The sequence below is a fragment of the Planctobacterium sp. R6 genome, from assembly GCF_055755215.1.
Map to the genome: position 1 here is coordinate 13625 of NZ_JBVTQY010000034.1, position 16364 is coordinate 29988.

Genomic DNA, 16364 nt, shown 5'->3' on the forward strand with positions numbered 1-16364 from the left:
TTTTTCCACTTGTTTAAAACGCCACTGGCGTTAACATTGTTGCCATCTTCTCAGGAATTCAAGAAGGGAAAGCGATGGAGTGCTTTACGCAAGGATGCGAACGTTTACTTCAGATTAAAAGCGCACCGTCTGAAATCGGGCATTTGGAGTAATAACCTGAATTTCCTCAATCTCTTCTGTAACAACTTCAATCTGATCTTGATCTACCGTTTTAATGCGCAGTACTTCCTGTCGTTTATCTGATAGCAAAACATCCTCTGCAAGACCTGAGTGGCTGGCGCCCTTTTTGGTTATAACCTTAACGCTATAATGAAACATGCAAATGATTTCCAGATAGTCGTGTAAATCGCATTTCAACATGATTAAATTCCTTTGATTGCTTCGCGTCTCAATGAAAGACCGGACAACTACGGCAAAAATAACAGCATAAGATATTGTTCTTCTGACAAGAATAGCGCTAACATTAGCCTATTATTGACTAAATTAATGCCCCAATCGTGAGACTTGTTGTTGTTCTGCTAAGTGGACTACTGGCCCTGTCCATTGCGTTAAACGTATATTTCTTTGCACAACTCACGCTGGGCGATTTTAGTCAGGAGCAGAGTGAATATAAAACTCAACGCGCTGATCTGTCCGCGCCCCGAAGCGTACCGCAAACCATTAACGCGCCTTCACCATTGGAAATTGCATTCAGCGAATTTGATTTTGATACTGTCCTGTCCCTGTATGAAACGTTAGCGCAGACGTCTCCCGAGCAGGCTGAGCAAATCAAACAGCAATGGTTTGAACGTATCCATTCGGCGATTAGGCAGTCACAATCCAGTGAATCTACGCACCCCTACAGCCTGTTTATTCAGGATTACCTCAAACTTTGGCCCTATGACAGCGAGTTTCTGTATCTGGAAATTCTCAACAACCAACACAACGAAGCCCCGACTGATCTGCTGGTAAGCCTTTATACCCTGCTCCAGAGCGATATCAATGAACACCTTGAGGGGCTTATCGCCGGTAAGATTAAGCAAGACCTGAATGCCATGATGACTCAGCTTGCCGAAGTAGGCGCCTGGGATATTTTAGCCACATCGCTGGAAACCCTGATGGCCTATGATCAGAACAACCGTGAAATTCTGGTTAACCTTGCCTATGCCTATGCGCAATCAGGACAATTTAGTTTAATGGAAAACGTTCTGTCCTATTTACCTCAACAAGATGCCGAAATAGCCCGGTTGCGACAGTTCAGAGACAAGCAATTAGCCAAAGAAGAAGTGGCCAGCACCACTGACAGCGGCATCGCTTTGGATAAGATTGGAGACCACTACCTGGTTCGCACACTCATTCAGGACCGGTTCGAAGCCGTATTGATGATAGATACCGGCGCATCGACCACGGTGATCAGCCGGGAATTGTTTCGCGCGATAAATCACAGCCTGGATACAGAGTACCTTGGCAGGTATTCAGTAAATACCGCCAATGGCCGGGTGCGGGCTCCGGTTTACCGTTTCAAAAGCTTGAGTATCGAAGGCAATCGGGTTAGCAACATTGCAATGGTGGTGCTGCCGCTGGAAGAGTTGCAAGCCGATGGCTTGTTAGGCATGAATTTTTTACGGGCGTTTCGGTTTTTAATCGACCAGGATGAAAACAGCCTGCATCTGTTTGCCCGCTCTTCTTAGCCGGGCGCTGTTGACCTGCGCATATCCGCTGACTTTACCAGCCCTAATAACAATGCTCCGAACACCGATGCGGCGGCAGCGATGAAAAAAGTCAGCCCGGCGCCAGTGCCTTGTTGCCACAAGTGACCAGCCAGGTAACTGCCTAAAGAACCGCCGAGCCCAAAAGACACACTGACATAAATCGCCTGGCCACGGCTTTTTTGGTTCTCACCAAAATGATGATGAATAAACTGCATGGCAGCGGCATGTGCCAATCCAAAACTAAAGGCATGAATACACTGACTTAACAGTAAAATAACCGGTTGGTCTGCGAACAGCGCCAGCGCCCACCAGCGCAATCCGGTGATCAACAGACAAAATATCAGGGTGTATTTAACCCCCATGCGATTGATCAGTTTACCGGCCAACAAAAAGATGATGACTTCAGCAGCAACCCCTAACGATACTAGCCAGCCAATTTGCTGCGCGTCATAGCCCATATCCCGCATATACAGCGCAAAAAATCCATAGTATGGCGCAAAGCTCAGTTGTAATAACACGGAGGCGACAATAAAGATGACAAACGCAGGGTGCAGAGCAGCCTGCCAGATGGAGCGGGTAACCTGTTCCGATACTATGTTGCTTTTACCGTCCCGGATAAGCAGGCTCATCACAAACAACCCTGTCAGTATTACTGTATTCAGTAACAGTATGCTTTCTGAGCCACTGTGATCTACGAAGATGCCGGCCACAATTGAGGCAACAATAAATCCGACGCTGCCCCACAGGCGAATATTGCTGTAGCGCTTCGCATCTCCTTCCACGGCGTTTAAGGTGATGGTTTCCATTTGCGGTGCGATGGCTGTCCAGAACATCATCACTAATCCAAAAGCTAAACTTATGCCCCAGAAATCCTGTACCTTAAACAACAACAAGTAACTCAGCAGCGTTATCAGGCAGCCCGCCTGCATCACTCGCAGGGTTTTCCCGGATTTATCAGCAATGATAGCCCACAGATTGGGTCCCAAAATACGCACAAACGTGATTACGGCAATGAGCTCGCCAATTTGCACAGAAGTAAAACCACGACCATCGAGAAATACACCGAGAAAGGGAACGGTAACGCCAAAATAGCCGAAATAACAAAAGTAAGTCAGAGCCAACAACAGCAAATTTTGCCCTGTGGCTCTGGTGGCTGAGTGCGCTGACGGTGGATTATTCAGATGCCTGTCCTGGTATTGCAGGCGTGGTGCAGTGCACATGGGCATTTTGCGCGCGATGGCGCAGCAGATGATCCATCAACACCAGTGCCAACATGGCCTCTGCAATAGGAACAGCTCTGATACCTACACACGGATCGTGGCGCCCCTTTGTGATAATTTCTGCACTTTGCCCCTGAACATCAATCGTTTCACCAGGTACGCTGATGCTGGAGGTCGGTTTTAGCGCCATATGAGCGACGATGTCCTGACCGGTGGAGATGCCACCTAACACGCCACCGGAACGATTCGAGGTAAAACCTTTGGGTGTTAAAGTGTCGCGATGCTCGCTGCCTTTTTGCGTCACCACGTCAAACCCGTCACCGATTTCGACGCCTTTAACCGCGTTGATGCCCATCAATGCATGGGCAATTTCTGCGTCAATGCGATCGAATACCGGCTCACCCAGCCCGACCGGCACATTACTGGCCACAACGGACACCTTAGCACCAACGGAATCGCCTTCTTTTTTCAGATCCCGCATGTAACTGTCCAGCGCTTCCAGCTTGCTGGCATCAGGACAGAAAAACGGATTATCGTTGATAATTTCTTTGTCAACTGAGTCTATTTTAACCGGCCCTAACTGCGACAAATAACCATAGATTTCAATATTGTGTACCTGCCTGAGGTACTTTTTGGCAATACCACCGGCAGCCACTCTGACCGCAGTCTCGCGGGCTGATGAACGCCCACCCCCACGGTAATCCCGGGCGCCGTATTTGTGCTGATAGGTGTAATCAGCGTGGCCAGGTCGGAAAATATCTTTGATTTTGGAATAATCTTTTGAGCGCTGATCGGTATTTTTTATCAGTAAGCCAATGGATGTCCCGGTGGTTTTACCTTCAAAAACGCCAGACAGGATCTGCACTTCATCTTCTTCTCGACGAGCCGTTGTATAGCGGGATGTACCGGGTTTGCGACGATCCAGATCGGGCTGTAAATCAGCTTCACTGAGTTCCAGGCCCGGAGGGCAACCATCCACTACTCCGCCAATGGCTATGCCGTGACTTTCGCCAAAAGTACTGACTGTAAATAATTTTCCAAAGGTATTTCCCGACATTATTCGCTCTTTTCTCCGTTATTCCAGGCTTCTAAACTTGCTTTGTTAATGGCAAAAATCCCGTCTCCCCCTTGCTCCAGGTTAACCCAATGCAAAGGTAAATCAGGATAGACTGCGGGAATATGTACCAGAGAATTACCCACTTCGACAAATAACCAACCGTTATGACTTAGGTGTTGTGCAGCAGTTTTAAGGATGTTGTCCACCAAATCCAGACCAAAATTACCCGCGGCCAGGCCCAACTCTGGTTCGTGATGGAACTCTTCCGGCAGATCTGACATATCTTCAGCGTCTACGTAGGGAGGATTACAAATAATTAAGTCGTATTCCTGTCCTTGCAGGTTGCTGAACAAATCCGACTGAATAGGAAAAACGCGTTCACTCAGCTGATGTTCCTGAATGTTGATCTCCGCGACTTCCAGCGCATCTTCGCTGATGTCCACGGCGTCTACAGATGCCTCAGGGAATACATAGGCCGCTGCGATTGCGATACAGGCGCTACCGGTACACATATCCAGAATGTTTTGCGGTGCAGTTTCGTACCAGGAACTAAACCCATTTGCTAACAATTCGGCAAACGGTGAGCGAGGTACCAGTACCCGTTCATCAACGTAAAACGGTAGTCCGGCAAACCAGGCCTGATGCGTCAGATAGGCCAAAGGGATGCGCTTTTCAATACGGATCTTGACCAGGTCCATTACCTGTAATTTCTCAGAGGCCGTTAAACGGGCATTAAAGAAGTCATGATGCAAAGGTTGCGGCAACTGTAAAACCTGCGCAATCAGGCTCAGAGACTCATCCCAGGCGTTATCAGTACCATGACCAAAATAAATGTTGGCCAGATTGAATTGGGTCATCGTCCAGCGGGCAAAATCCAAAACGGTTTTCAGATCCTGTTGAACTTCATTAATGTGCTGCTCTGTTAATTGATATTCGCCTGACACATCTACTCCCAGTCGCTATTGGAAAAACCTGAAGTTTACCCCAGTTTCACTGAGAAGCCGAAGTTAATTGCACAACCGACACCAAAAATCCGCTTGATTTTGGTAAACTAGCGAAACTATTAACAAGCAAACCCCATTAAGCTGACAGCAATGCATAAACCCGGCAAAAAAACCGATAACGATGACTGGCAATTATTCCAGCAGGCGGTACAAGGCATTGCGCCATTAGCCCAGGACAAAGTGGTTCATCAGACCAAACCAACGCCCGTTAGCCGCGCTAAACAAAAACAACAGCGTAGTAGCCTGGAACAGCGTCGGGTGCGGGCCAGTTTTCAATTTTCCGACGGCTATGAAGCCTGGTTTGATCCCGCCCAACCGGTTAAGTTCTCCCGCTCGAAAACCTTATCCGGTGAGGTAAAGCGACTACGTCGCGGCGAATATCCGCCGGATCTGACTCTGGATTTACACGGTTACAATAAAGAAGATGCCAAATGGGAGATTGCCGAATTTATTCACACCGCTAAAAAATATCATCATTATTGTGTGTGTATCGTACATGGCATAGGCAGTCGGGTGTTAAAGCAGCAAATACCCAACTGGTTAGTACAACACCCGGATGTATTGGGGTTTCACCAGGCGCCACTGGAATGGGGCGGTAAAGGCGCTCTGTTAATTTTACTGGATGTTCAGGATCAGGAATCCGGTGAGTGGCGGTCCAGATAATAGAGTTTGGCTTTGCACTAATGCGCTTTTTAACCTGCCTGCAGGCCGTTAATGAATTATTTTGGTAAGTCGAAATTTATTTCGATACAGAAATTTCAATCAACCACTATCATTTGATTGCAATCATTGTCGGGGCGCCGACGGCGCCTTAAGGTGACCGGGCTGCTGTGAAGTGACCCCTTAAGAATCCCCCGCAGCCCCTGACGCGCAAAAACATAAACGCCGGGGTCAGCACTTCTGACAATTTTCGACTTAACCGAAGCCAAAAATAGTCAGTCTGGCTTTAACTTGATATTTACGAACCTGGTTTCAAAACATTATGCTCAAGATATAAGCATTCATGCTCTCACACCAATTTGTATCCCCCCCCCTAACGATTAAAAAATGCCAAAGAACCAGCCGCTGTTTAATTCCTCTTCACAACTCTTAAGTTGTTTTGCATAGCGCAACGAACGTGCTTTAACCTTCTTTGAGACATCCACCAACCAGGCTTTTTTCAGATAGGATTTGCGTTTATATCCCCCCCATCCTTCGTGGTAATTAAGATATTGGGCATACGCATCCCACTTGGATATACCGTTGATTTTATAAGTTTTACTGATAAACCAACCCATAAAATCAATGGCGTCTTCAAAATCATCACGGTCTGCGCCGGAGTTGCCTGTTTCGCGAATATAGTCAGCCCAGGTGGGCGTTTTTGCCTGTGAATAGCCGTACGCAGAGCTGACCCTGCCCCATGGGATCAACCCAAAAAAGACATAGTCACGGGGCGGCCTGGCATCATCCCGAAAAGAGCTTTCCTGATACATCATGGCCATGGGAACGTGAATGGGTACGCCCCACTTTTCCTTCATGTCGACGGCGGCGTCATACCAGTCGTCTTTCTCTTCGAAGATCTTACACAGGTCATTTTTGTTTTTCGGCGGTGTTGTGCTGCAGGCCACACACAAAAGTGTAATCAGGAACACAATAAAATTTTTTTTAATTTTTTTTGCATCTTTCAGGAACTTTTTGCTCACTTACGACGTCCTAATTCATGTGTGTTCTAGTTATTGTGTTTTCCCTGGAAGTAACTTACGCCTGACCTTGCTGTCAGGCGTTTTTTTTTGCGTTTAGTTCCGGAAAATATCCTCTGTATCCGTTATACACCAAACTGTTGCTGCATAAAGGTATCAAAATCCACCTTGTCATTGGCTTCTATTTTGGCACGCGCCTGATCCGATAACACCGCCTGCTGACGGAAAAACTCATCGTCATGAACCTTATAAGGTGTATCTTTCAGGGTCTGTTTATGTTGCTGTGCCAGATGTATGGCTAAATCACCATTATCCATTTTATCGTCTCTGAGCAGAGTCAGAATGCGCCCCGATAACGTCAGATCTGGCTCCAGAATCTTTTCCATTTCTGCCGCTAAAGCCTGGGTATAATCTTTACAACGGTTAACGCTATCCAGTAACTCGGCGATTGGTTGCATCTCAGCTACCAGTTGTTTCGCCCAGTCACGTAATAACACAGGCTGACCTTCACGGCTCAGGGTCGCTTGTGGACTACGCCCGGTTTCCACGGCCACTTTAATATTCGCTTCGGACTCCTCGAAATCACCGTCCGCAAACGGCGCACTGGGTCGCAATAAACAATGCAATAAGAACACGTCTAAAAAGTGCAATTGTTGCGCTTCAACACCAACCGGAGAGAAGGGATTGACGTCTAACGCTCTCACTTCAATATAACTGATACCGCGGTCCCGCAGGGCATCTGTTGGTTTTTCCAAACTGCACGTGGGCTGCTTCGGTCGGATAGGTGAATAAAGCTCATTTTCTATCTGCAAGACATTGCTGTTCAATTGCTGAAACTTGCCGTTCAGTTTGCCACTGAATTTTTCAAATTTCGCAGAGGGGGTTTGAATAGCTTTGCGCAACGAGGCAACATATTCATCCAGTTCGTTATAACAAATCTGTAAGCCCGACTGGGCGTTGTTGGTATAACCCAGATCACTCATGCGCAGCGATGTCGCTCCTTTGAGATACACTGAGCCTTTGCCAATTTGCTCAAACGGCAATGCTGAATGCTTACCGGCTAAAAACGATCCACACAGTGCCGGCGAGGAACCATACAAATAAGGGATCAACCAGCAAATACGACGATAATTGCGCACCATCCCAAGGTACGCCGCAGAAATATTTTCCTGAGTACAGCTTTGCCCCATGGCTTCAGACAAATAGGGGGTCCAGAAATGACAAGGCATAGAAAAATTAAAATGAACCCCGGCAATGGCCTGCATCATGCTGCCGTAGCGATTTTTCAGCCCCTGACGATAAAGTGTCTTCATTCGCCCGACATTGGATTCGCCGTAGTAGGCAAGACGAATTTCATCTTCGTTTTTGATAAAGCAAGGCATACTCATAGGCCAGAGCATTTCATCACCAATGTTCTGTACTACAAACTTATGGATGTCTTGCAATTGCTCCAGGGTTTTATAGGTATCGCGTTCCGGTGGCGTGATAAATTCCATTAACGATTCTGAAAAATCCGTTGTAATGAAATGGTGGGTTAACGCTGAGCCCAATGTTGCAGGGTGATCACTGGTGGCAAGACTGCCATCAGCATTGATGCGCAGACTCTCCCGTTCAATACCATGCTGAATATCTCTCAACGTGGATGCTACATGCGGCTGCTGTAAAATTGTTAACCGTTTAAAAAATGCTTTATCTGTGCTCTGCAAAACCAGTTCCTATAATCTCACCGCGTATCATTGCGGCTTTTCTACGGCAAACCTGATATGCGGAGCATATCGGTTATTTCAAGGGCTTACCAGGGCCTGTTATTCATTGCCCGGCACATTTCGTTATAAAACAGAAACGTCACTGGCAGCGCAATGCCACAGGCCCGGGCATCAGTTCCACCCCAATACAAGGATATGTATACCCGTAATTAAATTTCCAGATGTATGATTTTTCTGTTTCGGGTTTTGGCCCACTGCGTAATTTGTTCGCCCAGGGTGGCGACATCAGCCACCAGCACCACCTGCATACTATCGCTGTCCAGATGTTTATCTGCAAGAGCATTGAGTTCCTGCAAAGAGATACTGGCGATAATGTTATTTTGCTGCTCAGGGTAGGATTTATCCAGTCCATACACCGACATATGTCGTAAAAAACCCGCCTTGCTGCCCGGAGTTTCATACTTTAGCGCGTCGCCCTGGGTATAGGCACGACGCAAGAATTGCAATTCGGACCCGGTCATCCCGTTGTGTCGATACGTGTCGATTTCGGCAAACAATTCCTCCAGTGCCGCGACTGTGTGTTCCTTGTTAATTGCCCCACCGGCCTTAAACTGGCCAAGAGTTTTACCTCCGGCAAAAGCGCTGCGGGCGCCGTAGGTGTAACCTTTATCTTCTCTGAGGTTAAGATTAATACGACTGTTAAACATGCCTCCCAGCGGAAAGTTCATCAGGTTAGTTTTAAAGTGTTCGCCTGTGGCATCATAGGCCAGGAACGGCTTAACAATGGACACAATTGATTGTGCCGCGTCAGGATCATTGACCAGATAAACCGCTTTGTCCTGTAATCCAGGGAAAGGCTCATAATCCGGAATTTGATAAGGCTCAGTGCGCCACCCGGCCAAAAACTGCAAACTCGCTAACAAAGACTTTTTCGCCAGGCTGCCTACCGCAACCACACTGGCCATGTGGCCATTGTAATATTGCTGGTAAAACTGCTGCACATCCGCCAGAGTAATATTGCTGATGGTAGTAACTGTGCCGCTGTCGGGCAAACTAATGCGATTATTTTCACCGTAAAGTACTTTCGAAACCGCTTTGGCAGCCAGTGTTTCGGGATTTTTATCTGCCTGCTGTAAAGACTGTATTAAGCGTGCCTGAAGACGCTGAAAATCATCTTCGTTAAAGGCCGGACGAAAAAGCTTTTCCTCCAGCAATGCCAGCGTTGCCGGGACGTTTTCCTGCAAACTATTAACCACTACAGAAGTAAACCGGCCACCCGCTGAAAAGCTGATACTACTGCCCAGTTTTGCTAATTCATTGGCCATATCTTCATTACTGAAGTTTTGCGTCGCTTCTGACATCATCATCGCGGTAACACTGGCCAGTCCGGCTTTATCAATTGGGTCCAAAAGCGGGCCACCTTCCAGATTGAGTACCAGGGTCAGCGTAGGTGTTTCATGCGATTCATGCGCCATCAGACTGATGCCGTTGGCCAGCGTGGATTGCCAGAAATCTGGTACCTTAACAGCGGGATTTGGGCCAGGTCGCGGCACAATAGCGCGGTCAAAGTCATCTTTGGGGGCTTTGGCTGCACTAAATTCAGAGGCAGACGGTTGGGCAATTTCCCGGGCTCCGGGTTCAAACGATGGCACACTGGCCTGCATTGCAATTTGCCCACGGGGAACAATACTTAAAATCACACTGGCTTTATTTTTCAGATACTGCCGATATACCCGCATCACATCTTCTTCAGTTACCTGACTATATCGCTCCAGATCGTATGCCACCATGTCAGGCTCATTCTCAAAGATCTGATTGGACGCCAGAGTGCTGACTTTACCAGCGACACTTTGCAACCCGAACACAGTGCCGGATTTGATGGCGGCTTTAGTGCGCTGCAGATCGTCCTGACTGACACCGCGCTGCTCAAACTCCAGTAAAGTGTCCTGCATGATCTTTTGCAATTCAGCTAACGACGCCACGCGTTGTGGGTTAGGTAAGGCAATCAATTCAAATTCACAGGCCAGTTCCCGACATGGGTGCCCTACCCCGGCATGTACAGCCCAACCGCCTTTAACCAGATTTTTGTAAAACAGCGAGGTTTTACCGCCCCCCAGAATATCTGACAGCACATCCAGTGGGGCTTCATCTTCATGGCGCACATGCACAGTGGGAAAGGTCATTTGTAGTAGTGGCAAGTGCACATCGTCTTCAATGGTTACATAGCGTTCTTCCTGCAATGTCACCGGCATCTTAGCGAGCTTTTCCACTTCCTGCCCACGGGGAATACTGCCAAAGTATTTACTGACCCAACTCAGAACCTGCGCTTCATCTATGTCGCCACCAATGCTCAAAACCGCATTATTGGGACCATACCAACGCTGAAAGAAAGCTTTGAGATCATTCACATCAACGCGATTCAGATCTTCGATGTAACCAATCACCGGCCAATTGTAAGGATGCTGCGCGGGATAAAGTGCCTCGGCTATTTTTTCCGAGCGCAACCCATAAGGCTGGTTATCCACCCGTTGAGCCCGTTCATTTTTAACCGTTTCACGCTGTACTTCGAATTTTTGCTGGGTAACGGCGTTTAGCAAAAATCCCATGCGGTCTGCTTCTAACCAGAGTACCTTTTCCAGTTGATTAGCCGGCACTGTTTGATAGTAATTGGTGCGATCGGAATTGGTGGTGCCATTCATATCACCACCGGCTTCGGTGATCAGCTCAAAGTGTTGTTCATCCGCAACGTTTTCCGACCCCTGAAACATCATATGTTCGAAGAAATGAGCAAAACCGGACTTTCCTGGCGCTTCCCGTGAAGACCCCACATGATAGGTGACATCCACATGAACCAACGGATCTGAAGCGTCCTGATGCAACAATACAATTAAGCCATTATCAAGCTGGAATTTCTTGTAGGGAATGCGGTAATCCCCTGAAACCTCGCTGTTGTCTGCGAGCAATGAGATGCCGGCGGGTATGGCATCTTGCGGGGCTTGTTGTGAACGGTAAGAGCCTGCGTGTTGACAGGCTGCCAGAAACAGTACAGTTAGTACCAATAACGGGGTGTATTTCAACGACATTCATCAATCCTTATATTTACTACTGCTAATAATGACATCTGTCACGGTAGCTGAGAACCGCCAATATGTAACATTCTCTGCGTTTAGGCGTCGACAATAATCTCACCGGGTTCAATATGGATGGCGTGGCAATGCCGGTTTGCGGTGCAGCAAACAACTAAACAGGTTGCAATTTTCGTCACAAAGCTCAAAAATGACGAAATTGGACAGCACGGATTTCTGCAGAGGCGTTTTATGAATCAGGACAAAAACACATTATTTGACACCGAGTTTGGGTTAAACCAATTAAGCGGCAACAGAGAGTTGCTGATCAAAATGTTAGATCGATTTAGTTCAGATTACGCATCCGTCAGCCAGGAGTTGAGTGACGCTATTCAGCAGCAGGATATGGCAACCGGCAAGGCCAAAGCACACACTATCAAAGGTGTGGCAGGTAATCTGGGGTTGTGGAAACTGCATCACGCCAGCAAAGACCTGGAGGAAATGTTCAAAGCTTCTGACGCGAATTTTGATGCCTGTTTGGCGGAGTTTTCCACGGTGATGACTGACACATTTGCAGCTCTGGAAAGATTTAAGTCAGGTGACCCTATAGACACCGATGAGGCTCCGGCAGCAGACTCCGGCAGCGCCACAGACAATGACGCCAAAGCGGAACTACAAAGCTTGTTAGAGAACTTTGAGTTCATCGATGCCGAAAAGCTGGCCCGGCTAATGGCCGATGCGGGCATAGACACCGCCAAACAAGCCGAATTAACGCAGGCAATCAGTGACCTGGACTACCCTACCGCCATTGAGTTATTAAATAATTGATGCTGATTTTGTGTCACATTTAGTCAATGCTGAAATCCCGATGTTAGCTGAACACCGGGATTTTTTTATCGTTCACAAACCCGCCGGGATATCTGTGCATCAGCAAGGTGACATCAACGGCCTGATGACCTTGTTAAAAGCCCAATTAGATACTGATTCGCTGTGGCTGGTGCACCGTTTGGATCAGGTCACCTCGGGTTGTTTGATTGTTGCCCGCAATAAACCCACTGCCAGTCAGTTAGGGGCACAGTTCGAGCGACGTGAAATTACCAAGTATTATCTTGCCTTGTGTGATAAACGCCCGAAAAAACGCCAGGGCTCGGTCATTGGCGATTTAAAGAAAGTCCGCTCAGGCAAATGGACACTAACGCGAAGTCAGGTAAACCCTTCCGTAACCCACTTTTATGATACGGGCATTGGCAATGGGCTGCGCCTGCAAGTTTTAAAGCCCTACACCGGACAAACCCATCAATTGCGGGTGGTACTCAATAGTTTAGGCAGTACAATATTGGGCGACAGTCACTACGGCGGCCTGCAAGCAGACCGAACCTACCTGCACGCCTGGCAAATCGGTTTTTCACTGAGCGGCGAAGATTTCCACTTTCACTGTTTGCCCGATTCGGGAGAACACTTCCAGACTCCTGAATTTTTACACAAAGTCAGCGCTATCTCACCGGTTGCGGAACACTTCAGCTGGCCCGACAGCAAACTCAAACGTATCGGCGGTGGCAGCGGTGCTTAATCTGACCATTGTGGGGCGTGGAGCAATAGGCACCTTGCTGGCTGCCAGATGCATCGAACAGAATATTGCTTTTCAAATGTGGTGGCGAGACGCGGTGACTACACCTTTGTCTATCACAATGAAAGACGGAAAACAGCACCAGTTCCAGCAGGGAAAAGGTCAGGCTCCCGATATCTTGATTTTGCCCCTGAAAGCCTGGCAAATAGCCCCGGCGTTAGATGAGTTTGCTGAACATATTCCCACAAGCTGTTGCATAGCACTGTTGCACAATGGTATTGGCACAGAAACGCTGGCTCTGAATGCTTTCCCCGACAATCCGTTGGTAAGACTCACCACCAACCGGGCAGCCAAAAAGCAACAGAATACCGTACTGGAAACCGGGTATGGAGACAGTCAGGCTGGCTGGTTGCGAACGCCTGGCGATAAGATTAAACAAGAAACTGAAGCGCTGTTCAACCGGTTGTTATCCCCATGTGAATGGCATCGAGATATTCGCATCCCGCTGTGGAATAAACTGGCAATCAACTGTGTTATCAATCCGCTGACCGCGATCCATAATATTGCAAACGGTGGCTTACAATCGCCACACTATCAGCAACTTATTGCGCAACTACTGGACGAGTTTCTGCTTGTTGCTCAGGCAGAAAAGCTAATATTCGAAAAATCCGATTTAGAGCACAATGTGAGCCAGGTCATTGCAATGACTGCCGAAAACTATTCATCCATGCATCAGGACATACATTTTAAACGTCCAACGGAAATTGATTACATCAATGGCTACTTGCTGCAGGTAGCGGCCAACCACGGTATCACCCTGACGGCACACCAGGCGTTGTATGCTCAGATCCGACAACTGGAATCTGTATAGGCAATAATCAGGGCCGATAAACTTTCACGTTGTCAAAGCCACGTTCTTTTAACACCAACGCCTGCATTTTGCTCATCACACCGCGATCGCAGTAGAGGTAATAGGTATTTGTCTGGTCCAGCTCACTGTACTCTGACGACAACTTGTAAAAAGGAATGTGTGCCATGCTGCAGTGTTCGATTTGCAGAGGGTTGTGATCTCGCTCAGCAGGGGCGCGAATATCCAGCAACACGTCGCCGGGGGCCAGCTGATTACTGGATTCAACAGCAACGATTTGTTGCTCACTTTTTTCACCCAGATTTTTAATATCTTCAACATTCGCGTCGGCAACCACCTTGTCAATCAAGCTTAGATCACATTTGGTTTCTTCTTCCAAAACCTTGTCCAGAGGCGCTCTGACATTGGGTTTGATGGAGATTACACCACAGTATTCCGGCATAGATTTGGCAAAATCTTCGGTACCGATTTTACGGGCAACATCGATGATGTCGCTTTTATCTGAACAAATCAGCGGCCGCACTACCAGTTTACTGGTGGCCTGATCAATGACATACAAATTACTTAACGTTTGACTGGATACCTGACCCAGACACTCACCGGTTACCAGACCATTGATTTGCAAATTATCGGCCACAATGCTGGCTGCTCTTAGCATCATGCGTTTTAAAACCACCCCCATGTAGCCGTTTTCCACATTCTGCAGAATATCAGCAACAATGGGTTCAAAGTCCACCGCAATAAATTTTACCCGATGAGATGGGCTGTAGTTTTTCCACAAATAATGGCTGACTTCCCGCACGCCAATTTCATGCTCTCTGCCACCCAGGTTAAAAAAACAAAAATGCGTTTTCGCACCGCGCCGTATCATCTGGTAACTGGCAACACCGGAATCGAATCCGCCGGACATCAGTGACAATACATCTTCCTGGCTGGGCAATGGCATACCGCCAAGGCCCTTAAATTTGCGTTCTACCAGAATGAGTTTGTTGCGATCGATTTCCAGGTTAATGGTGACATCCGGGTGCTTTAATTTGACGCCGCCGGTTTCACAAAACTGATTGATTCCGCCACCAACGTAAGCTGCCACTTCCGTTGAGGAGAAAGGCTGATCGCCTTTGCGTTTCACCCGCACGGCAAAGGTCTTGCCTTTTAATTGATGCTGCCAAACCGCTTTTACCTGCTGGTAAATGTCATCCATATCGGTATATTCAGATTCCTGAACCACCAGACATTGGTCAATACCGGGTATCCGGGCCAACAGGTATTCTGCCCGTTCACCAAAGCGGGCGGCATCCGATTTGATATTGACCAGAATTTTATCCCACTGATTCTGAATCGCACAGGGAATGTGGTTTTGTCCGAGGATTAGACGTATATTGGATTCCAGTAAACGAATAAAGCGCTTTCGCACATCTTTACTTTTGATGGTGATCTCAGGATGTAGCTTTACCAGGAATCTCACGTCTCTCTCCGGCCGAAAAAAGCGCCGATTATACTCTCATCGCAATCCCAGTAAACCTTATATTGTCCGGTCCCGGAAAACCCGTTGATTGGCTTAGGATTCTTCTTCTGATATCGAGATAGGTTCAGAGAATTTAGGCTTGCCCTGATTAATGGCGATCTCAACCCGACGGTTGCGGTTGTCATCAGACTCCTGACCGGGCATTTCCAGCGGTTGGGTGTCGGCTCGTCCCACGACTTCCATGCGACCTTCGTCGAACCCTGGCACTAATCTGAGGACTTCGGCCACTGCGACCGCCCGCTGCGAAGACAGATCCCAATTAGAACGATATAACTCATTAGAAATATGCTGGCTGTCGCTGTGACCTGACACCGCAATTTCACCGGGCATATCCACCAACAGGGCACCGACTTTTTGAATCACCGGAATAAATTGCGGCTGTAAAAACGCCGAACCCGCTGAGAAGGACCCTTTTTCCCGAATGCGTATTACGATTTGCTGACCCAGGGATTCCATCTCGATGGAGCCGTCCACAATTTCCTGTTGCAGCTTTTCAGCAACTTTTTTCATGTTTTCGTTGATCTGTTCCTGACTCTGAGGTTGCGTAGGCGAAGAAGAGGATGAATCGGTAGCCGTTTGCTGCGCCTGACCACCTCGCTCCTGTCCCCGCTGTTTCTGACGGCCACCAGCTGAGTCTTCATCGCCAGCCTGAAACTCCAGCATTTGCTGGGTCATTTCAATGGTTTGCTGTTGGATATTTTCTATGGGAGTGGGATCAGGTCTGCCAGGACGGAATTCCATGGCAATAACACTGGTGCCTTTTGGGATATCTTTAACTTCTATCTTGTTTTGCACACCAAACGCAAATTTCATAGAACCGGCAATTTGCTTAAACTTGAGTACATCCATTTCTGAGAACGCCAACAACAGTACAAAGAAGCACATTAACAGTGACATCAGATCAGCGAATGTTCCCATCCAGGCGGGCAGGCCTTCGGGGGGGCATTTGGGACATTCTTCAGCTTCTTCACTCATTGACTTT

The 16364-nt window shown here is 47.8% G+C and carries 14 protein-coding genes; 5 read left to right on the forward strand and 9 right to left on the reverse strand.

Features of this window, described 5'->3' with window-relative positions:
• Positions 1-114: 114 nt before the first annotated feature.
• Positions 115-360: a Rho-binding antiterminator gene (locus AC0J20_RS17845; RefSeq protein WP_473022753.1), complete on the reverse strand. Its 246-nt coding sequence runs from the start codon at positions 358-360 to the stop codon at positions 115-117.
• A 137-nt stretch (positions 361-497) separates the two neighbouring features.
• Between AC0J20_RS17845 and AC0J20_RS17850 the strand changes: the two genes are divergently transcribed.
• Positions 498-1670 carry a retropepsin-like aspartic protease family protein gene (locus AC0J20_RS17850; RefSeq protein ID WP_473022754.1) on the forward strand — a complete coding sequence of 391 codons (1173 nt, stop codon included), beginning with the start codon at positions 498-500 and terminating at the stop codon, positions 1668-1670.
• Here AC0J20_RS17850 and AC0J20_RS17855 read toward each other — a convergent pair.
• The 3 genes from AC0J20_RS17855 to prmB are packed head-to-tail and all read right to left on the reverse strand — an operon-like array spanning position 1667 to position 4912.
• Entirely contained in the window at positions 1667-2911 is a 1245-nt protein-coding gene (locus AC0J20_RS17855; RefSeq protein ID WP_473022755.1) for an MFS transporter, read from the reverse strand. The genes AC0J20_RS17850 and AC0J20_RS17855 overlap by 4 nt on opposite strands.
• The gene (gene aroC / locus AC0J20_RS17860; RefSeq protein ID WP_473022756.1) at positions 2865-3968 is read right to left on the reverse strand and encodes a chorismate synthase; all 1104 of its coding nucleotides are present in this window, start codon (positions 3966-3968) and stop codon (positions 2865-2867) included. Before aroC ends, AC0J20_RS17855 begins: the two co-directional genes overlap by 47 nt.
• On the reverse strand, positions 3968-4912 hold the full coding sequence (prmB, locus tag AC0J20_RS17865; protein ID WP_473022757.1) for a 50S ribosomal protein L3 N(5)-glutamine methyltransferase: 945 nt from the start codon (positions 4910-4912) through the stop codon (positions 3968-3970). The genes aroC and prmB overlap by 1 nt, the downstream gene beginning before the upstream one ends.
• A 150-nt stretch (positions 4913-5062) precedes the next feature.
• Between prmB and smrB the strand changes: the two genes are divergently transcribed.
• The gene (gene smrB / locus AC0J20_RS17870; protein ID WP_229529243.1) at positions 5063-5635 is read left to right on the forward strand and encodes an endonuclease SmrB; all 573 of its coding nucleotides are present in this window, start codon (positions 5063-5065) and stop codon (positions 5633-5635) included.
• A 377-nt stretch (positions 5636-6012) separates the two neighbouring features.
• Here smrB and AC0J20_RS17875 read toward each other — a convergent pair whose 3' ends face one another.
• The 3 genes from AC0J20_RS17875 to AC0J20_RS17885 all read right to left on the reverse strand — a co-directional run bounded on the left by AC0J20_RS17875 (position 6013) and on the right by AC0J20_RS17885 (position 11440).
• Positions 6013-6621: a transglycosylase SLT domain-containing protein gene (locus AC0J20_RS17875; RefSeq protein ID WP_229529639.1), complete on the reverse strand. Its 609-nt coding sequence runs from the start codon at positions 6619-6621 to the stop codon at positions 6013-6015.
• Positions 6622-6776: 155 nt separating this feature from the next.
• Complete coding sequence (gene gshA / locus AC0J20_RS17880) at positions 6777-8357, reverse strand: glutamate--cysteine ligase (RefSeq protein WP_473022758.1); 1581 nt, start codon at positions 8355-8357, stop codon at positions 6777-6779.
• Positions 8358-8566: 209 nt separating this feature from the next.
• Entirely contained in the window at positions 8567-11440 is a 2874-nt protein-coding gene (locus AC0J20_RS17885) for a M16 family metallopeptidase (RefSeq protein WP_473022759.1), read from the reverse strand.
• Positions 11441-11674: 234 nt separating this feature from the next.
• Between AC0J20_RS17885 and AC0J20_RS17890 the strand changes: the two genes are divergently transcribed.
• The 3 genes from AC0J20_RS17890 to AC0J20_RS17900 are packed head-to-tail and all read left to right on the forward strand — an operon-like array spanning position 11675 to position 13860.
• The gene (locus AC0J20_RS17890; RefSeq protein WP_473022760.1) at positions 11675-12250 is read left to right on the forward strand and encodes an Hpt domain-containing protein; all 576 of its coding nucleotides are present in this window, start codon (positions 11675-11677) and stop codon (positions 12248-12250) included.
• Between the two features lie 10 nt (positions 12251-12260).
• Positions 12261-12992, forward strand: a complete 732-nt coding sequence (locus AC0J20_RS17895) for a TIGR01621 family pseudouridine synthase (protein WP_473022761.1) — start codon at positions 12261-12263, stop codon at positions 12990-12992.
• Positions 12985-13860, forward strand: coding sequence for a ketopantoate reductase family protein (locus AC0J20_RS17900; RefSeq protein ID WP_473022762.1), 876 nt, complete (start codon positions 12985-12987; stop codon positions 13858-13860). Before AC0J20_RS17895 ends, AC0J20_RS17900 begins: the two co-directional genes overlap by 8 nt.
• A 7-nt stretch (positions 13861-13867) precedes the next feature.
• Here the strand turns inward: AC0J20_RS17900 and thiI are convergent, their stop codons facing one another.
• Together thiI and AC0J20_RS17910 are read right to left on the reverse strand one after the other, a co-directional pair.
• Positions 13868-15322, reverse strand: a complete 1455-nt coding sequence (gene thiI, locus AC0J20_RS17905) for a tRNA uracil 4-sulfurtransferase ThiI (protein WP_473022763.1) — start codon at positions 15320-15322, stop codon at positions 13868-13870.
• 93 nt (positions 15323-15415) lie between these two features.
• A complete protein-coding gene (locus tag AC0J20_RS17910) occupies positions 15416-16357 on the reverse strand; it encodes a flagellar motor protein MotB (RefSeq protein ID WP_229529250.1) in 942 nt (313 codons plus the stop codon).
• Between the last annotated feature and the right edge of the window lie 7 nt (positions 16358-16364).